The organism is Bacillus sp. N12A5, assembly GCF_026790125.1.
GTDB lineage: Bacteria > Bacillota > Bacilli > Bacillales > Bacillaceae > Bacillus.
Map to the genome: position 1 here is coordinate 355,987 of NZ_JALAMR010000002.1, position 15,937 is coordinate 371,923.

Genomic DNA, 15,937 nt, shown 5'->3' on the forward strand with positions numbered 1-15,937 from the left:
ATTCTCATCTTTCTCTCGTTTTCCTTTCATGTTGAGTATGTAAACTGTACACTTACAAAAACAAAGGAGGAATCACATATGCTGAAGAAAAGATGGATGGTTGGCCTTTTAGCAGGATGCGTAGCGGCTGGCGGGTTCAGCTACAACGCGTTTGCGAAAGAAAACAATGGAAACACACAGACGGCTTCTGCCAAGACTGGTGCACTCACTGAACAGGAAGCAGAATCGATTGCCAAAACGGTTGTTGACGGCACAGTGGATGACATCGACAGAGACATGTACAACGGTAAAGAAGTCTATGAAGTAGAGATTGAAAAAGACGGTGAAGGCTACGACGTTTATGTAGATATCAAGACAAAACAGGCGCTCAATGACCCGTTAAAAGAGAAAGCAGAACAAGTCATAATGACAAAAGAAGAGGCTGAAGAGATTGCCTTAAAGCAAACAGATGGAACCGTAACAGAAAGCAAGCTTGACGAAGACGACGGTGTTTACATCTATGAAATTGAGATCAAAACGAAACAGGGAACTGAGGCAGAGTACGAAATCTCTGCAAAGGATGGACATATCATTAAGCAGGAGATAGACGACTAATCAAAACCCCGCAGCAGCGGGGTTTTTTCATGATAAGAAACCTTCTATTGGACAAACTAAATAGAAAAGGAGGCGAAACGCATGGAAAAGAAAGAGGAGCAATACATCAATCAGGCTGAATATGTACCACATCCGACGAAGGAAGGAGAATACGCTTTATTTCTTCATGAAACATATCATTTACTCTCTGAGGATGATGAGACGCAAACAACAGAATAAGGGCTTAGGCCCTTATTTTGTTCCGTAATGGTGATGGAAGCGCATTAATTACTTTTTTGAGTTGACACAGCTTGTTTTTTTCTGTAATCTCAGTGTGTCAATTCAATTAGGAACTTCGTTAGGTGAGGCTCCTGTATGGAGATACGCTGCTGCCCAAAAATGTCCAAAGACGCCAATGGGTCAACAGAAATCATCGACATAAGGTGATTTTTAACGCAGCTGGATGATTGATCCTATGCCATACAGTGCTAAAGCTCTACGATTGAAGGCGCTCCCGCACGCTTTTTTGCCGTGCTTCTTTCTCCTTCAATCCCGAAGGCTTTTTTTATGCCTTTAAAACGAAATGTACAAAAGGAGGTGCGGAGTATGGATTCTCCCCATTCGAGTCAATCTGAAGAAGTACCCATATACTATGACAGCAAGACAATTGATTACACGATGAGGAGACGATCTGCCGCACCTTCAGGCGAGGCCGGCACGTCTCCGTAGAGGAGGTACGAGTCCCGATGGTTCAAAACATGACCTATGACGAACTCATATTACGCATCATTATTTTACTGCGAGACGGGAAAATCAGGGATTTCAGAAGCGTGATTGATGAGCTTCAGCCCTATGATATGGCATTTATTTTTAAAGAAATGCCGGAAAAACACCGCGCCCGCTATTTATCTTACTTAACTGTGGAAGATATCACTGATATGATCGGAGAGCTGGAACGCGAATTTCAGCTTGCCGTCTTAAATAAAGTCGGAAAAACAAAAGCAACACTTGCAATGAACAAAATGGACAACGATGACCTCGCTCAATTGCTTGATGAAATGGACGAGGAACTGAAGGAACAGCTTTTGTCCAGCATGGAAGCGTCAGAGTCAAAAGCTGTCCAGCTTTTGATGAATTATCCGGCGGACTCAGCGGGACGCATGATGACAAACCGGTTTGTATGGATTCCTCAGCATTATACAGTCAAAGACGCAGTCGTCAAACTGAAAAGCTTTGCCGAAATCGCTGAATCGATCAACTACTTATATGTCATCAATGACAGCAAACAGCTGGTGGGCGTTCTTTCCTACCGCGATTTGATTCTGGGCGAACCTGAAGAAAAGGTGCAGGATTTAATGTTTACCCGTGTTATCTCAGCAGGCGCCCTTCAGGATCAGGAAGAGGTAGCACGCCTGATTGAACGGTACGATTTCCTGGCGATCCCGGTTGTGGAAGAAAACAATGTCCTTGTCGGCATTGTAACGGTCGATGATATTATCGACGTCGTCATTCGGGAAGCAGATGAGGATTACGAAAAATTTGCCGCTTCCGGTAAGGATATCACATTTGACACAAAGGCATACGTGGCCGCGTACCGGCGCCTGCCTTGGCTGATTTTGCTCCTGTTTATCGGCCTGATTTCAGGAAGCATTATCAGTTATTTTGAAGATGCGCTGCAGCAGGTTGTCGCACTGGCGTTTTTCATGCCGATGGTGTCTGGAATGACAGGAAATACAGGGACACAATCCCTCGCGGTTGTCATCAGAGGGCTATCTAAAGAAGAGATGAACAAAAAAACGATTGTACGCCTGATCTTCCGGGAGTTCAGAACAAGTATTTATATCGGGGCGGTTTGTTCTGTTCTGATTGCGATTATCGCCATTTTATGGCAGGGGAATGCGCTTTTGGGATTCGTTGTCGCTTCTTCACTGCTCTTTACTTTAATTATCGGCACGATGTCCGGAACAATTATCCCTATCATTCTGCACAAGCTGAAAGTAGACCCTGCGATCGCTTCAGGACCGCTAATTACAACGTTAAACGATATTTTGTCTTTATTAATTTACTTTGGCATTGCCACTGCATTCATACACTCATTATAAACGTAAAAAGTCCGTCTCAATTGCGAGTCGGACTTTTATCATTTAACGGTTTTTGTACCGAAAGTGAGCATTAAGCTGCCCCTCCAGCATTTTTTTCCGCACTTGCGGATCGTTTTTTAACATCTGCTCTTTTTTGCGCATATCCTTTAAAATCTCTGCCGTCTGTACGCCGTCTTCACGCTTATTGGCGATATCCATCAGGCGCTCCACATCGGCAAAAGAATATTTTCTCGTGCCCCTTGAAGAACGCTGCGGATAAATGAGCTTCCGTTCCTCATAATACCTGATCTGTCTTACGGACAATCCTGTCAATTCACTCACAATCCCGATTGAAATCACTTTTTTGTCTTTATAAGAATGATCTTCTGTGGTCATTTTTCCACCCCTGGATGTCTTTTGATAATAGTATATAAAAAACAAAGAGAAAAAACCTGACGCTTGTCATATTTTCTAACATGAAATAGAAGATTTTTGAAAAAATGCGGAAGAAAAATTAACAAGAATAATGCGTAACACACAAGCGCGTTTTATCCTTTATGTAACGAATAAATGAGGAGGAAGGATAATCATGGAGGAAGAAAAAGCGGTCTCACTGGCAAAAGAAATTATCGAGTTGGATATTAAGCGTGATGAAATGCTGGAGACGTTTATGCAGCTTGCCGGAGAACATGCTTTTCAATTATTGCGATCGGTTCAAAACGGACTCTACCGAAAATCTTCGTAAACATAAATTCTTTACATTAGATTCATACCACGTTCATTTAAATAGAGTATCTTGTGTATAGGATACCTCAAAATGAAGGAGGACGCTATGAGTAATTTATTGAAATCCGCTTTAGAAAAAGAACGCAGCCACTATTCAGAAAAACTTTTTCAAATCGGAGTTTATAATAAAGAAGTAATGAACAAAATGACGATTTCCGAACTGCGAAAGGAATACGCGTATTTCTTCCGCGGCATCGCAGATCACAAAAGATATCCTTATACAAGATAATGTATAAGGATTTTTTTTGTTTTCAGAAGGAATTTCTCGAATTAGCGCGAATACGTATAGTAAGGGACTGAACTCTTATTATATGTAAGGGTTTTCATTATTTTTTTATAAAAATCCTATATTACGAGGTAGATATGATGAGATTATCGTTTAACGAAGAAGAAGTTGAGCGTGCGATGAATTTGTACAGAGTTTTTGCAAGGGCTTTCAAAAGTGTGTCTGAACATAGTATCCGTGACAGCAAAGAGCACGGTTTTAATCCGACTGAGTTTGCTGTGCTGGAGCTTCTCTACACAAGAGGCCCGCAAAAATTACAGCAAATTGGGTCGAGACTTCTGCTTGTGAGCGGAAACGTCACATATGTTATTGACAAATTAGAAAGAAACGGTTTTTTAGTAAGGGAGCAGGACCCGAAAGATAAACGCTCCGTTTACGCGCACTTAACTGACAAGGGAAATGAATATTTGGATAAAATTTATCCGATTCATGCACTGCGTATTGCGAGAGCATTTTCAGGCCTTTCGCCTGATGAACAGGACCAGCTGATCGTCCTGTTGAAGAAAGCAGGCATTCACAGCCAGCATTTGCTGTTTCGTTAACATGTTACACTCTCCGTTTTCAGGAGAGTGTTTTTTTGTTTCATGTGATCCTTTTTAAAACATCCTCAATCTTCCGATCAGATATTTCACCAAGATATTTATTGACGTGTTTTTCGTATTCTTTCACCTGTTCATTCGATTGAAAAAATGCCGCAATCTGCTCTTCTGCCTTCTGCATGTCCCAGTTTCTCATATCTGTGACAAGCTTCCGCTCCTTTAACAGCTTCAAATTCATTTCCTCCTGGCCTGGCAGCGCATGATAAATAAATACCGGAAGCCGTTTCTGCAAACATTCGCTGATGGTCACGCCTCCGGGTTTTGTCATAATGCCTGACGCCTGATCGTATAAACGGTTCATTTCTGCTTTGCTGTGAAGATAGGGGATCGGCTCAATAAAAGGGTGGCGTAAACTTTTGACATAGCAGTAGAGCTTTTCGTTCCTGCCGCATAATATTTTGTATAAGATATTTCCGCCTGGCGACAGATCCTGAACCCATTTTAGAATCCCGCCGACTCCCATACTGCCGCCTGTGATCATGATGGTGTATGGCGGATGATGCGGACAGGTGTCTGCTGTCCTCATTTCAAAAATCTGGTGAACGGGAATACCGGTCAAGTAGATGCTTTTCTGATCAATTCCTTCAGACATGAGCCGCTTCTTGACATCCATGATCGGAACAAAATGATAATCAATGTTCTCCCGTCCCCATAATTGATTCACAAAAAAATCAGTGTATACATTTACAACCGTCATATTCGGATATTCAGGTTTTAGCCGGTTCAGCAGATAAGAAGGCAGCGCATGTGTGCAGAAAGCGATATCAGGCTGTTTTTCTTTAAGGATCTGCCTCATTTGCTGTGTGAATAGCCACTCGTACATGGTATAGCGTTTGTCATTCTGGTATTCTCCGCAGGCAAGGAGCCTGTAAATGCCGCTGTACGTTTTCGGGAAATATTGAATCCATTTTAAATATGTCTCGGAGGATAGTTTTTCTAACCGTCTATACGCGTGTGAAAAGATATCGATTTTCTCAGATGCCAGTCCTTGAGACTCCAATTCTGCCTGAAGGGCATCGGCGACATGATGATGTCCGGTAGAAATGCTTAAAAAAGGAAAGATGAGAATCTTTTTCATGACGGTCCTCCTTAAAAAATATGGCAACTATATTTTGGGGAGAACGTTGACAAAATATAAGGGTGTTTTTGATCATAAGGAAGGTGAAGAGATGAAAACCTGTTTCCTTTCCATTTGGAGAGTGATTGACCCGATATATTTCTTTTTTTCAAGGCTGACCTTGATTGACAAAGATCGCAAGAGTGTCTTTCGAGTCAGGCTGACGAAATACAAAGGGCATCATGTCGTGCTGAGCGACGGAACGCATATAAGAAAAAATGATGTCCTACTTAAAATTCACCTGCATAATATTAAGCTGATCAGGGAGCTGCAAAGCATTGAGAGTGCAGTCAGAAAGGGGATCATTATCTATCAAAAAGTATATCAATCGATGCCGATATTATTGGAATACATCAACAATCATAAAAAAAGTGAAAAAATTAAAGGGATTGTGGGAATTACCATGCTTGACAAAGGTGTGGAAAGGCTGGGCTTTGATGTTGTCGCCCCGGTCAATCCTTTTTACAGATGCTTTAAAAAGATAACCCATCTGCCGATTTTATATCTCACTTCAAAGCCAGTGAGCTTTCGGCATTTACCGAATTCATCCTATTTGTTTATCTCCAAAGAAAAGCTTCAGAAAACTTATCAAAAAAAAGACTGATGCCTTGGTCAGCACAGTCTTTTTTGATTATATCTGATGAAATGTTACCTCAGGGCGGCTTCCGACACGGATATTCACACCGGTTTGTCCCAACCCTTCGCTAATATAAAACGGTTTATCGTGGTGATAATGAAGACCTTTAATCATGTTCATTCGAACAAGCTTGCCCATTTTCACCAAATGATACGGTTTAGGCCAGTGAATTTGTCCGCCGTGAAAATGGCCTGACAGCAGATAGTCAAAATGAACATCTTTCATATCCAGAATAATGTTTGGGTCGTGTGTTAAAACAAGATGATAGCCATTTTCTAGATTTTGATAAGAGCTGGTAATATTGCTGCGATTCGTGCTGTAATCATCAATGCCGATAATATTGACAGGCCCTGCAGACGTCTCGATTTGAACATGTTCATTTTGCAGCGTAATACAGCCGTTTTCCTCTAATACACGCTTCAATCTTTGAAAGTCCTTATCTTTCAATACATAATCATGGTTACCGAACACCGCGTACATACCATATGCAGGCTTCAGCTTTTGCAATGCGTTTAAGTAGCCTGCCAGCTTCGGAATATTGCGTTTCCGATCCAGAAAATCCCCGGTCAGCGCGATGATGTCCACAGGCTGATTGTTTGTTAAATGATAAAGCTCTTCAGGTGAAACAGAAATGTTTTCTAAGTGAAGATCTGATAAATGAAGGATGTTTAACTTTTTTCTGGCTGGAAGGCCGTCTTTTTGATCGATTGAAATGGTGTTGACCTTAACATCTTTTGTATTGCGGTTCGCTTTATAGATAAATGGCACACATAAGAGTACGGCCAATGAAAGTAAGATTGTAAACAACATATATCCCCTCCCTCCTATCAGTATAGTAAGTAATCCAGACCTATGGATAGCGGGAATTAATGGGTAAGAGACAGGTTAAAAAATGGATTGTCATCTCATGAATGTTTTGGAAGGGAAAAGGGATAATAAATTTTGACACATGAGGCAGAACATGCCGGATATGAGTCAGAATAACAGATGGATGTGTAAGCGATGTTACGATTAATGAGACAACAAAAAAAAGAAACATATTATCTCTGGATCGCATTATTTCTTCTTTTGCTGTATGTATCTCCGCTTTTTATTTTAAAGGAAGATGCCCATATTCGCGTCCACGATAATTTAGATTCCAATATCGCTTGGTACAAGGTTCTCGCAGATAGCGGAGAAATCGTCGGCAAGGTTGACGCCGCCATTCCGCAAATCATTAACGGGCTGCCGCGGGATGCCTTTGGCACCGAGTTGAGCGGAATTGTTTGGCTGCACGCTTTCTTTTCTTCCATGACCGCCTATGCCATAAGCCAGACGATTACAAGACTTGTCGCTTTTTTGGGAATGTATGTGCTGCTGAAGAAACATGTGATTCCTGAACCAAAAGCGGCTTTCATTCGAATTGGCGTATCGCTGGCATTTGCTTTAACACCTTTCTGGCCTTCGGGAATGCTGAGTACGCTTGGATATCCTTTGGCATTATGGGCTTTTTTGAATATCCGAAAAGGGGATATCACATGGAGAGAGTGGCTGACGCTTGGTTTGCTGCCCTTATATTCCAGTTTTGTATTAGGTTTCTTCTTTTTCTTGGCAGGAATGGCATGCTTTTGGCTGTATGATGCCATTACAAAAAGAAGATGGAATTTGATGTTCCTGGGCAGTATTGCATTCATGACAAGTATTTATCTTTTCGTCGAGTATCGGCTCGTTTATTCGATGCTGTTTTCGCATGCGCCGATGCATCGGATTGAATTTATCTCATCCAGGCATGACGTTTGGCATTCTCTTCGTTTATCCGTAAAAAACTTTGTCTATGGCCATAATCATGTGATGACCGTTCACACTGTTGTCATCCTGCCGATCCTGCTGCTTGTATTTGCAGCTGTGCTGTTCAAGCAAAACAGGACAAAGTCAGAAAATGTTTATCTGTTTTTATGTGTGCTTAATTACGCACTGTCATTATGGTATGCGTTTTGGTTCAACAAAATATGGGCGGTGCCAAAGCAGAAATTTGCCTTTTTAGCAGAATTTAATTTTGCCCGTTTTCATTTCTTGCGGCCGCTTGTCATATACGTGAGTTTTGCGCTTGCTTTATATCTTATTTGGCGGATGGGAAGAGGGTGGAAATGGCTTGTATATGCTGCTGTGGCTGCACAGCTAATGGTGTTGGCGCCTTTTAATGAAGAATATACGTATGGCGTTCACTACAATGCGCCAACATTTCGGGAGTTTTATGCGTCTGAGCAATTCAAAGAGATTAAGGAGTATATCGGGCGTCCGCAAGATTCGTACAGGGTGGCAAGCATTGGGCTGCATCCGTCTATCGCCCAATATAACGGGTTTTATACGTTAGATACGTATAACAACCTGTATCCGCTCTCATATAAATATGAATTTAGAAAAATCATCGAAAAAGAGCTGGACAAAAACGCTCGGCTGAAACGGTATTTCGATGAATGGGGCAGCCGCTGCTATCTTTTCGTGGATGAACTTGGCAAACGATATGATTTTAAAAAGAACTCGAAGAAAACGATCAACAATTTGGAATTAAACACAGATGTATTTAAAGAAATGGGCGGGCGTTACATTTTTTCTTCAGTTCCGATCATGAATGCCGATCAAAACCATCTCTCGCTCGTCAAGACATTTGACCATAAAGATTCCGCCTGGCGCATTTATTTATATGAGACAAGATAAGGAGGATATCGATTGAAACAGCCACAGCCAGTGTTAACCATCGTCGTTCCGTGTTTCAATGAAGAGGAAGTGTTTCAGGAGACAAGCCGTCAGCTGACAGAGGTTGTAGACGGCTTAATTGAAGAAAAATTAATCGCTGAAGACAGTAAAATTCTGTTTGTCGATGACGGCAGCAAAGACCGCACATGGTCCTTGATTGCTATGGAAAGCATAAGAAACAAGAAGATTACCGGCTTAAAATTAGCCTGCAATGTCGGACACCAAAAAGCGCTTTTAGCCGGTCTGCATAAAGCGAAAAACAGATCAGACTGCGTCATTTCGATTGATGCTGATCTTCAGGACGACATCTCTGTAATCCGGGATTTTATGCTGAAGTATCATGAAGGCTGCGAGATTGTTTACGGTGTCCGCCGCAGCAGAAAAACCGATACCTTTTTTAAGCGCACGACAGCATTAGGGTTTTATCGCCTCATGAATAAGCTTGGAATTAAATTAATTTATAATCATGCTGATTTTCGGTTAATGAATAAAAGGTCGCTTGAAGAGCTCGCTCGCTATCCGGAAGCGAATCTGTTTTTAAGAGGCATTGTTCCCATGATCGGCTTTAGATCAGCTGAAGTCTTATATGACCGCAAGGAACGCTTTGCCGGTAAAACGAAATATCCGCTTAAAAAAATGCTATCATTCGCTTTTAACGGGATAACATCATTCAGTGTCGCCCCGATTCGATTCTTTACGCTTTTAGGTTTTGTTTTACTTTTCGTCAGTGCTGTGGCAGGAATCGGCGCTTTCGTTCAAAAGCTGCTCGGCCATACAAATGCAGGCTGGGCGTCGCTCATCATTTCCATATGGTTTTTGGGCGGGCTGCAATTAATGGGAATCGGGATTATCGGAGAGTATATCGGAACGATTTTTTCTGAAGTGAAAAGACGGCCGAAATATGCAATTGATGTTGATTTGTATAATGAGCCGATGAGCCCGCTCCAGCGCCAGGAAAAAGAGCGGTTAGAAAAAAAGTATAGTTAAACAGAAAGAGCTGACTTAATCAGTCAGCTCTTTCTGTGTGTCGATTGATCATCACGCCCGTCACATTCTGTGAAAGTCAGTTCTTTTTCTTCAACTGATGTAAAATGGCGCTAAGTGGTTCATCTTGCGGGTTGCGGTAAAAATCATAAAATGGGCAGCCCTGCTTCTTAATCCGATCAACGACAGTATCAATCGTAAACAGAGCGGGTGTTAAGGATGTTTGTACCTCGTGCCAATAGAGCGGTGCCGCGACAGTGCCGAGCTCGTTTCCTCTTGTCGAATAAGGGCAGATAATCGTTTTTCCCTCTGCATGCTGCAGATAATCGAGATACAATTTACCATGCCTGTTTTTAATCAAGCGTTCTGTAGTAAAGAGCTCGGGAAACGCATTGGTGCAGTACGCTGCGATCAGCTGTGTAAATTGCCGTGTTTCTTCATACGTAAACGCCTCTGGGGACAAGGGAATATAAAGCTGGATGCCCTTGTTGCCGGACAGCTTCGGGTACGATGTGATGCCAAAGGAATCAAACAGCCGCTTCAGTTCATTTGCGGCCTGCACGGCCATGAGAAAATCATCGCGTGAAGGCGGGTCCAAGTCAATGACAATCTCAGCCGGACGTCTGCTTTTTATGGTTTGAAAAGGAACATGAAACTCTAAAGCAAGCTGATTGGCAAGCCATAATAATGTAGACATATCCTCACAGACGATATGTTCATGGCTTCCGTCAAAGAACGATTGAACAAAATCCGGCGCATAGTCCGGCTTATTTTTTTGGAAAAATGATTCGCTTCTTGATCCATGCGGATACCGAATGACGGTGACAGCACGGCTTTTCAGAAATGGGAACAGGTAGTCACTGACTTCAATCATGTACTGGATAAAATCTTCTTTTGTTTTTTTATTCTTTTCAAATACGATTTTATCCAGGCTTGTGAACTGAAGCTTTGGATGGACCGGTTTTGAGCGGCGTATGACTTGCGCATACGTGCATTCAGTCCAGTCCATATGGAATTCAAAACCGACAAACGATACCTCTCTTAATGTGCCTTGGTGAATCGTTAAGTATTGAACGGTTGCACAAATCGATGGTTCAAGCGTAAATTCGCCCGACGGTGTTTTATGTCCGTGCTGTTCCATTATCTCGCGTATGGCGTTTTTTTCTTCATCGCGCATTCCGTGTGAGACAGAGGCAATCGGTGTCATTACGCCGTTTTTTAACACAGAGACCGTCAGAAATCCATTATTGGGGTTGAACCCTGTTATACAAACATAAGCTTGTTTAAAATTTTTATATTTGAGCCAATCGGACGACCGCTTCTTTTCAAGCCATTTGCTGTTTGTTTTCTTCGCTACAATTCCTTCTCCGTCATACTTGATCACCTTCTCCCAAATCGGATCAAATTGATCATAGCAGGGGATATACTGAATGGTTTCCTTAGCATAAGGGTCTGGAGATGCAGGAAGCTTTGCCGCAGACACGAGATCAAACAGCGACTTTTTTCGATCCAGATACGAAAGAGAGGATACAGCTTCTCCGCTTCGCTCTAACAGATCAAAGGCGAGAAAGCAGCAAGGGCGCGCGTTTGCAGATTCCTGAATCTTTTCCGGCCTTTTTAAACGCCCCCGCACTTGAAGGTGTTCAAAATCTGCACGACAAGGGTTCACCAGCCATACGATTTCGCCATCAAGTGTCAGCGGAAGATCTTTTTCCATGTGCTGAAAGGCGGTTTTGGCGAATTGTGTGATTTCAGGGAAGGTGCTGTTAAGCTCCAAGCCGTTTCTGCTGGTTAAGGTTACACATGCCGAATGGATGCGGAGAATACAGCGGTACCCGTCATATTTCACTTCGTAGCGCCATTCTGCTCCTATTGGCGGTGTCGAAGTAAGGACGGGCTGCATCGTAAATGCCATGGGTTATGATGTGCCGGAGGCTTTTTTTCTTGTCGTTTTTCGTTTTTTATCTCCGGCTCCTTTCGGTTCAGCGGGTTGTGCTGGTGCTGCTGCCGGTGCTTCCCGATTCGGCCTTCTGGTCCGGTCGATGCTGGCTTGCAGGGCGCTGACCAGGTCAATGACATCTTCACGAGGAGGCGCTTTATCAGGAGTGACCGCTGTTTCTTTGTTCTCAAGCTTGTCGTTGACTCTTTGCAGCAGGGCGTGCCGGTACGTGTCTTCATATTTTTCAGGCTCAAACTCAGTCGTCAGCTCATTTATTAATGTGATAGCAGTTTGCAGTTCCTTATCGTTTACATTCGATTGATCCGGTACACCCGGGACATGAGCAGCGCTTCTGACCTCATCCGGATAATGGATAGACTCCATGACGATACAATTTTCATAAACGCGGAGAATGGCCAGCTGCTGCTTCGACCTGATTGTCATATTGGCGATGCCGATCTTTCCGGTTGAGCGCAGCGCCTCGCGCAGCAGGGTATAGGCTTTCGTGCCGTTATCCCCGGGTCCGACAAAGTAGGAGCGGTTAAAATAAATCGGGTCAATTTCCTGTAGCTGAACAAAATCAACAATCTCAACCGCCTTCTCTTCATGCTCCTGCTTTAAGCTTTTTAAATCTTCGTCTGTCAGCACTACATATTTGCCTTTTACATATTCATATCCTTTTACAATTTCATCAGGACCGAGTGTTTTTTCACAATTTGTGCAAATTTTTTCGTATTTGATTGGCGCATGATCCTCCTTATGAAGGCTGCGCAGCTTAATGTCTTTATCTTCAGTGGCCGCATATAGCTTGATGGGGATGTTTACTAATCCGAAACTGATCGATCCCTTCCACATTGTATGCATATCGATAAACCCCTTTTTTTCTTTAGTGTGAAGTGGGGAAGGGTGATTCATGTGTAGCAACTTATGGGTAAAAAAACAGCCGTCGCCTTATTGCGGCGGCTGTTCGAGAAGTAATTGTTCGAGTTGTTCCGGCGGTATCGGCCTGCTGAACAAGTAGCCCTGTAAATGATCACAGCCTTTTTCATAAAGAAGCTGTTTTTGAGCGGAATTTTCTACACCTTCAGCAATCACCTGCAAAGACAGCTGATGGCCCATCGCGATTATCGCTCCGGTAATTTGCTCTGATTTCGGATGGGTCTGAATATCGTCGATAAACGATTTGTCGATTTTCAGCCTGTGAATCGGAAAGTCCTTCAAATAGCTAAGGGAGCTGTGTCCCGTTCCGAAATCGTCAATGCTGATTCTGATTCCTAATTCCGTTAAAGAAGACAAAACCTTCTTGGAGTGATCGAGATTGTCCATTGTCATGCTTTCTGTCACTTCAACTTCCAGAAGTTGCGGAGGAAGCTGATATTTCATTAGCGTATCCTTGATCAGGGGAATCAGATCTTCAGATTGAAACTGTCTTGCAGAAATATTAATGGCGACAGAGAGGTCAAATCCTTTGTCATACCAAGCCCTTGCCTGCTTGCATGCTTCATCAATTATCCACTTTCCGATATCAATAATGAGACCCGTCTCTTCGGCAACACCGATAAATTCTCCGGGCGGACGAAGCCGCCCATCGGGTGTAACAAGGCGTATCAGCGCTTCTGCACCTGTCATTTTTTGATTTTTTGCACTGAATTGCGGCTGATAATGCAAGACAAATCTATTGTTTTCTATGGCCTCTCTGAGTACCATCTCTTGGTTAAGCTTGACGGTTTCCTTGTTGCCGATTGAAAAAGAATAGTATCTGTATTTGCTTTTGTTTCGTTCTTTAGCGGCATACATTGCCATATCAGCCTTTTTCATCAATTCAAGACCGTCCGTCCCGTCTTTTGGCGATATCGCAATTCCGATACTGACAGATGTAACAAGCGTGTGATCCTGAATCTTAAATGGTTTTTTGAATTTTTGGATAATTTTTCTTGCTAAAACATCTGCTTCGCCTGTTCCGGTATTGGCATCCTTCAATATAATAATAAATTCATCTCCGCCAAGACGGGCGATAAATCCATTATCAGGCACAACTGATGACAGACGTTTAGCCGCCAGCTGAAGCAGCTGATCGCCAACATTATGCCCTAATGCATCGTTAATCACTTTAAAACGGTTTAAGTCCAGAAAGAATACAACGGTGCTATTGTTTAAGGTATGCTCACGATTCATTACCTCTGTTAAGTGCGAAATGGCATGCCGTCTGTTGGGTAAATCTGTGAGTGAGTCATAATGAGCCATTCTATGGATTTCTTTTTCTGCCCTGTACTGCTTTGTCACGTCTTTGCAAATGACATAAATGCTGTCAAGCTCTTGATTGACTTCAACAGGTATAAGCGTAATATTTAAGTGAAACTGCCCTTTTTCTGTGATAAGATCGCTGTCACTGTTAATGGCTTGTTTTTCTGTTTTGACTTGCTCAAAGAGGCGCTTAATCTTCTGCGATGTATAATTTCTCAAATCGTGCATGCTAAAGCCAAATGTTCTGATCATATCCTCACCAGCATGATTGGAAGATATAATGTTTCCTTCTAACGACAAAATAAAAATTGCGTCAATATTGTGGACGATTAAAGACTGAAATCTCTGTTCGTTATCTTTTATGCGTTCGCTTTGTTTAACGAACTTTCGATCGGCATGGGAACTGAATAATAACAGTGTCTGAATACTGAAAATGATTAACGCAACAAAAATAGACCAATGAAACGTATGGACCTCCATATGGCTTCGGGGCGGTGCCATGTCCATGTGGAAAGTTGCCGCAAGCATTCCCGTATAGTGCATGCCAGAAATACCTGCTCCCATCACGAGCGAGCTGATGACTTTATAGAACATAAGATGGTCAGAATGTTTTTTCATGGCCAAGTCAAAGAATATTTTTAACGAGACGAAAGATGCTGCAATCGCAATGATAATGGAAACTGTAAAAAGAATCGGTTCGTATATAATCATTACCCGGGAAATGGCAGCCATTCCGATATAGTGCATAGATGCAATAGATACGCCAAGCACAACTGATCCAGTAAGCAGTCTGTAATATGTAAGAATGTGCCGGCTGACAAAATATAATGAGACAAATGATCCGGAAACAGATGCGCCTATGGATGCTATTAAAGGAAAGAATTCATATTGCAGCGGCATCTCCGTATGGACGGCCATCATCCCGACAAAATGCATTGACCAAATTCCGAATCCCATAATAAGTGAGCCGCTGATCAGCCAAACTTTGCTTTTTAAGCCTGTATTGATGGTGACTTTCCTTGAGACTTCAAGGGAAGTGTACGATGCGGCACAGGCAATAAGAATAGATAAACATATAAGCGTCGTATTATACGTTGCGTGTATTTCCAAATGGAGATTCCCCCTGTGTAAGTCTTGTTGGCTCTCTATATTATCGGCTGCTTAACCGCAGAGTTTCAGCCTGTAAGTCCATAGAAATACATGTGAGATCTATTTTTTAGTTCGGCTGACCGTGAAAAATGTGTTAAAATCATGTTGATGTTTTCCGAAAAACAAAATGCGTTATACATAAATATCGAAAAAAGGGAAGTGATGGCTATCGAAGAGCTGGTTATGTCATGGATAGAAGCATTTAAAAGTTTATCTTATTTTGGAATATTTCTAGCGCTCTGTATTGAGTTTATCCCTGCTGAGATCGTCCTGCCGCTTGCAGGTTATTGGGTATCTAGAGGAGATATGACGCTTTTCGGCGCTGTTTTGGCGGGATCGCTTGGGGGTGTTGCCGGCCCGCTCACGCTGTATTGGATAGGACGATACGGAGGAAGGCCGTTTCTTGAGCGTTTCGGGAAGTACCTCTTTATTAAGCCTGAAGCTCTCGATAAGTCGGATGAATTTTTTAAAAAGCACGGGGGATTTGTAGCCTTCAGCGGTCGTTTCTTGCCAGGCATACGTACATTAATCTCCATTCCATGCGGAATTGCAAAAATGAACGTTTGGGTGTTTTCGCTCTATACGTTCATCGCCATGGTGCCGATAACATTTGTATATGTCTATCTCGGTGTGAAGCTCGGTGAAAACTGGAAGGAGGTCGGCGCTATTCTCGATCAATATATGCTTCCGATCGGGATAGCAATTTTAGCTCTTTTCGCGCTCTATTTGCTGATAAAAAAGAGGAAAAAACGAACGCAGTCTGAACATTTATCTGTATTTTTGAAAAATAAACGTTGACAAATAAT

Annotated in this window: 15 protein-coding genes, 2 pseudogenes and 1 riboswitch; of the genes and pseudogenes, 11 read left to right on the forward strand and 6 right to left on the reverse strand. The window is 42.5% G+C overall.

Translation table 11 applies throughout. From position 1 onward, the window contains the following. The first annotated feature begins 78 nt into the window (after nt 1-78). The 4 genes from MOC09_RS02235 to mgtE all read left to right on the forward strand — a co-directional run bounded on the left by MOC09_RS02235 (nt 79) and on the right by mgtE (nt 2,675). The gene (locus MOC09_RS02235) at nt 79-594 is read left to right on the forward strand and encodes a PepSY domain-containing protein (protein ID WP_268362325.1); all 516 of its coding nucleotides are present in this window, start codon (nt 79-81) and stop codon (nt 592-594) included. An 81-nt stretch (nt 595-675) separates the two neighbouring features. Then, nucleotides 676-813 (forward strand): transcriptional regulator SplA domain-containing protein, encoded by a 138-nt coding sequence (locus MOC09_RS02240; protein WP_003218541.1) that lies wholly within the window; start codon nt 676-678, stop codon nt 811-813. Nucleotides 814-920: 107 nt separating this feature from the next. Continuing rightward, nucleotides 921-1,087: riboswitch (M-box (ykoK) riboswitch) on the forward strand. Nucleotides 1,088-1,179: 92 nt separating this feature from the next. Next, on the forward strand, nt 1,180-1,302 hold the full coding sequence (locus MOC09_RS02245) for a hypothetical protein (protein WP_010330178.1): 123 nt from the start codon (nt 1,180-1,182) through the stop codon (nt 1,300-1,302). 17 nt (nt 1,303-1,319) lie between these two features. Then, nucleotides 1,320-2,675 carry a magnesium transporter gene (mgtE, locus tag MOC09_RS02250; protein WP_268369409.1) on the forward strand — a complete coding sequence of 452 codons (1,356 nt, stop codon included), beginning with the start codon at nt 1,320-1,322 and terminating at the stop codon, nt 2,673-2,675. A gap of 42 nt (nt 2,676-2,717) precedes the next feature. On the opposite strand, the gene tnrA is transcribed toward mgtE, so the two are convergent. Next, a complete protein-coding gene (tnrA, locus tag MOC09_RS02255) occupies nt 2,718-3,050 on the reverse strand; it encodes a MerR family transcriptional regulator TnrA (protein ID WP_003232541.1) in 333 nt (110 codons plus the stop codon). Between the two features lie 193 nt (nt 3,051-3,243). Here tnrA and MOC09_RS02260 point away from each other — a divergent pair, with 193 nt between their 5' ends. The 3 genes from MOC09_RS02260 (at nt 3,244) to MOC09_RS02270 (ending at nt 4,268) form a co-directional block, all read left to right on the forward strand. Continuing rightward, nucleotides 3,244-3,399: a hypothetical protein gene (locus MOC09_RS02260; RefSeq protein WP_003218545.1), complete on the forward strand. Its 156-nt coding sequence runs from the start codon at nt 3,244-3,246 to the stop codon at nt 3,397-3,399. A gap of 87 nt (nt 3,400-3,486) precedes the next feature. Further along, on the forward strand, nt 3,487-3,669 hold the full coding sequence (locus tag MOC09_RS02265; protein ID WP_268362330.1) for a stress protein: 183 nt from the start codon (nt 3,487-3,489) through the stop codon (nt 3,667-3,669). 134 nt (nt 3,670-3,803) lie between these two features. Beyond that, nucleotides 3,804-4,268: a MarR family winged helix-turn-helix transcriptional regulator gene (locus MOC09_RS02270; protein WP_003232536.1), complete on the forward strand. Its 465-nt coding sequence runs from the start codon at nt 3,804-3,806 to the stop codon at nt 4,266-4,268. On the opposite strand, the pseudogene MOC09_RS02275 reads toward MOC09_RS02270, so the two are convergent. Further along, nucleotides 4,265-5,403: pseudogene (locus tag MOC09_RS02275) on the reverse strand (MGDG synthase family glycosyltransferase). The gene MOC09_RS02270 and the pseudogene MOC09_RS02275 sit on opposite strands and share 4 nt — an antisense overlap. A 91-nt stretch (nt 5,404-5,494) precedes the next feature. On the opposite strand from MOC09_RS02275, the gene MOC09_RS02280 reads away from it, so the two are divergent. Continuing rightward, the gene (locus MOC09_RS02280) at nt 5,495-6,046 is read left to right on the forward strand and encodes a YkoP family protein (protein ID WP_268362646.1); all 552 of its coding nucleotides are present in this window, start codon (nt 5,495-5,497) and stop codon (nt 6,044-6,046) included. Between the two features lie 27 nt (nt 6,047-6,073). On the opposite strand, the gene MOC09_RS02285 is transcribed toward MOC09_RS02280, so the two are convergent. Further along, the gene (locus tag MOC09_RS02285) at nt 6,074-6,886 is read right to left on the reverse strand and encodes a metallophosphoesterase (protein ID WP_268362649.1); all 813 of its coding nucleotides are present in this window, start codon (nt 6,884-6,886) and stop codon (nt 6,074-6,076) included. A 195-nt stretch (nt 6,887-7,081) separates the two neighbouring features. On the opposite strand from MOC09_RS02285, the gene MOC09_RS02290 reads away from it, so the two are divergent. After that, complete coding sequence (locus MOC09_RS02290; protein ID WP_268369411.1) at nt 7,082-8,776, forward strand: DUF6044 family protein; 1,695 nt, start codon at nt 7,082-7,084, stop codon at nt 8,774-8,776. Nucleotides 8,777-8,788: 12 nt separating this feature from the next. Continuing rightward, nucleotides 8,789-9,802: a glycosyltransferase family 2 protein gene (locus tag MOC09_RS02295; protein WP_268369412.1), complete on the forward strand. Its 1,014-nt coding sequence runs from the start codon at nt 8,789-8,791 to the stop codon at nt 9,800-9,802. Between the two features lie 76 nt (nt 9,803-9,878). Here the strand turns inward: MOC09_RS02295 and MOC09_RS02300 are convergent, their stop codons facing one another. From MOC09_RS02300 to MOC09_RS02310, 3 genes are read right to left on the reverse strand one after another with little or no spacing between them, the layout of a single operon-like run. Further along, the gene (locus tag MOC09_RS02300) at nt 9,879-11,714 is read right to left on the reverse strand and encodes a DNA ligase D (protein WP_268369414.1); all 1,836 of its coding nucleotides are present in this window, start codon (nt 11,712-11,714) and stop codon (nt 9,879-9,881) included. Nucleotides 11,715-11,717: 3 nt separating this feature from the next. Next, the gene (locus MOC09_RS02305; protein WP_268369415.1) at nt 11,718-12,653 is read right to left on the reverse strand and encodes a Ku protein; all 936 of its coding nucleotides are present in this window, start codon (nt 12,651-12,653) and stop codon (nt 11,718-11,720) included. Nucleotides 12,654-12,689: 36 nt separating this feature from the next. Then, complete coding sequence (locus tag MOC09_RS02310; RefSeq protein WP_268369417.1) at nt 12,690-15,092, reverse strand: EAL domain-containing protein; 2,403 nt, start codon at nt 15,090-15,092, stop codon at nt 12,690-12,692. Nucleotides 15,093-15,265: 173 nt separating this feature from the next. On the opposite strand from MOC09_RS02310, the pseudogene MOC09_RS02315 reads away from it, so the two are divergent. Further along, nucleotides 15,266-15,929, forward strand: a pseudogene (locus MOC09_RS02315) (DedA family protein). Nucleotides 15,930-15,937: the final 8 nt, after the last annotated feature.

Excerpts from the sequence above, each read along its gene's own strand:
- MOC09_RS02240 (WP_003218541.1), top strand. The coding sequence starts at position 676 with ATGGAAAAGAAAGAGGAGCAATACATCAATCAGGCTGAATATGTACCA.
- MOC09_RS02300 (WP_268369414.1), bottom strand. The coding sequence starts at position 11,714 with ATGGCATTTACGATGCAGCCCGTCCTTACTTCGACACCGCCAATAGGA.
- MOC09_RS02305 (WP_268369415.1), bottom strand. The coding sequence starts at position 12,653 with ATGAATCACCCTTCCCCACTTCACACTAAAGAAAAAAAGGGGTTTATC.
- MOC09_RS02280 (WP_268362646.1), top strand. The coding sequence starts at position 5,495 with ATGAAAACCTGTTTCCTTTCCATTTGGAGAGTGATTGACCCGATATAT.
- MOC09_RS02270 (WP_003232536.1), top strand. The coding sequence starts at position 3,804 with ATGATGAGATTATCGTTTAACGAAGAAGAAGTTGAGCGTGCGATGAAT.
- MOC09_RS02235 (WP_268362325.1), top strand. The coding sequence starts at position 79 with ATGCTGAAGAAAAGATGGATGGTTGGCCTTTTAGCAGGATGCGTAGCG.
- MOC09_RS02290 (WP_268369411.1), top strand. The coding sequence starts at position 7,082 with ATGTTACGATTAATGAGACAACAAAAAAAAGAAACATATTATCTCTGG.
- MOC09_RS02245 (WP_010330178.1), top strand. The coding sequence starts at position 1,180 with ATGGATTCTCCCCATTCGAGTCAATCTGAAGAAGTACCCATATACTAT.
- MOC09_RS02265 (WP_268362330.1), top strand. The coding sequence starts at position 3,487 with ATGAGTAATTTATTGAAATCCGCTTTAGAAAAAGAACGCAGCCACTAT.
- tnrA (WP_003232541.1), bottom strand. The coding sequence starts at position 3,050 with ATGACCACAGAAGATCATTCTTATAAAGACAAAAAAGTGATTTCAATC.
- mgtE (WP_268369409.1), top strand. The coding sequence starts at position 1,320 with ATGGTTCAAAACATGACCTATGACGAACTCATATTACGCATCATTATT.
- MOC09_RS02260 (WP_003218545.1), top strand. The coding sequence starts at position 3,244 with ATGGAGGAAGAAAAAGCGGTCTCACTGGCAAAAGAAATTATCGAGTTG.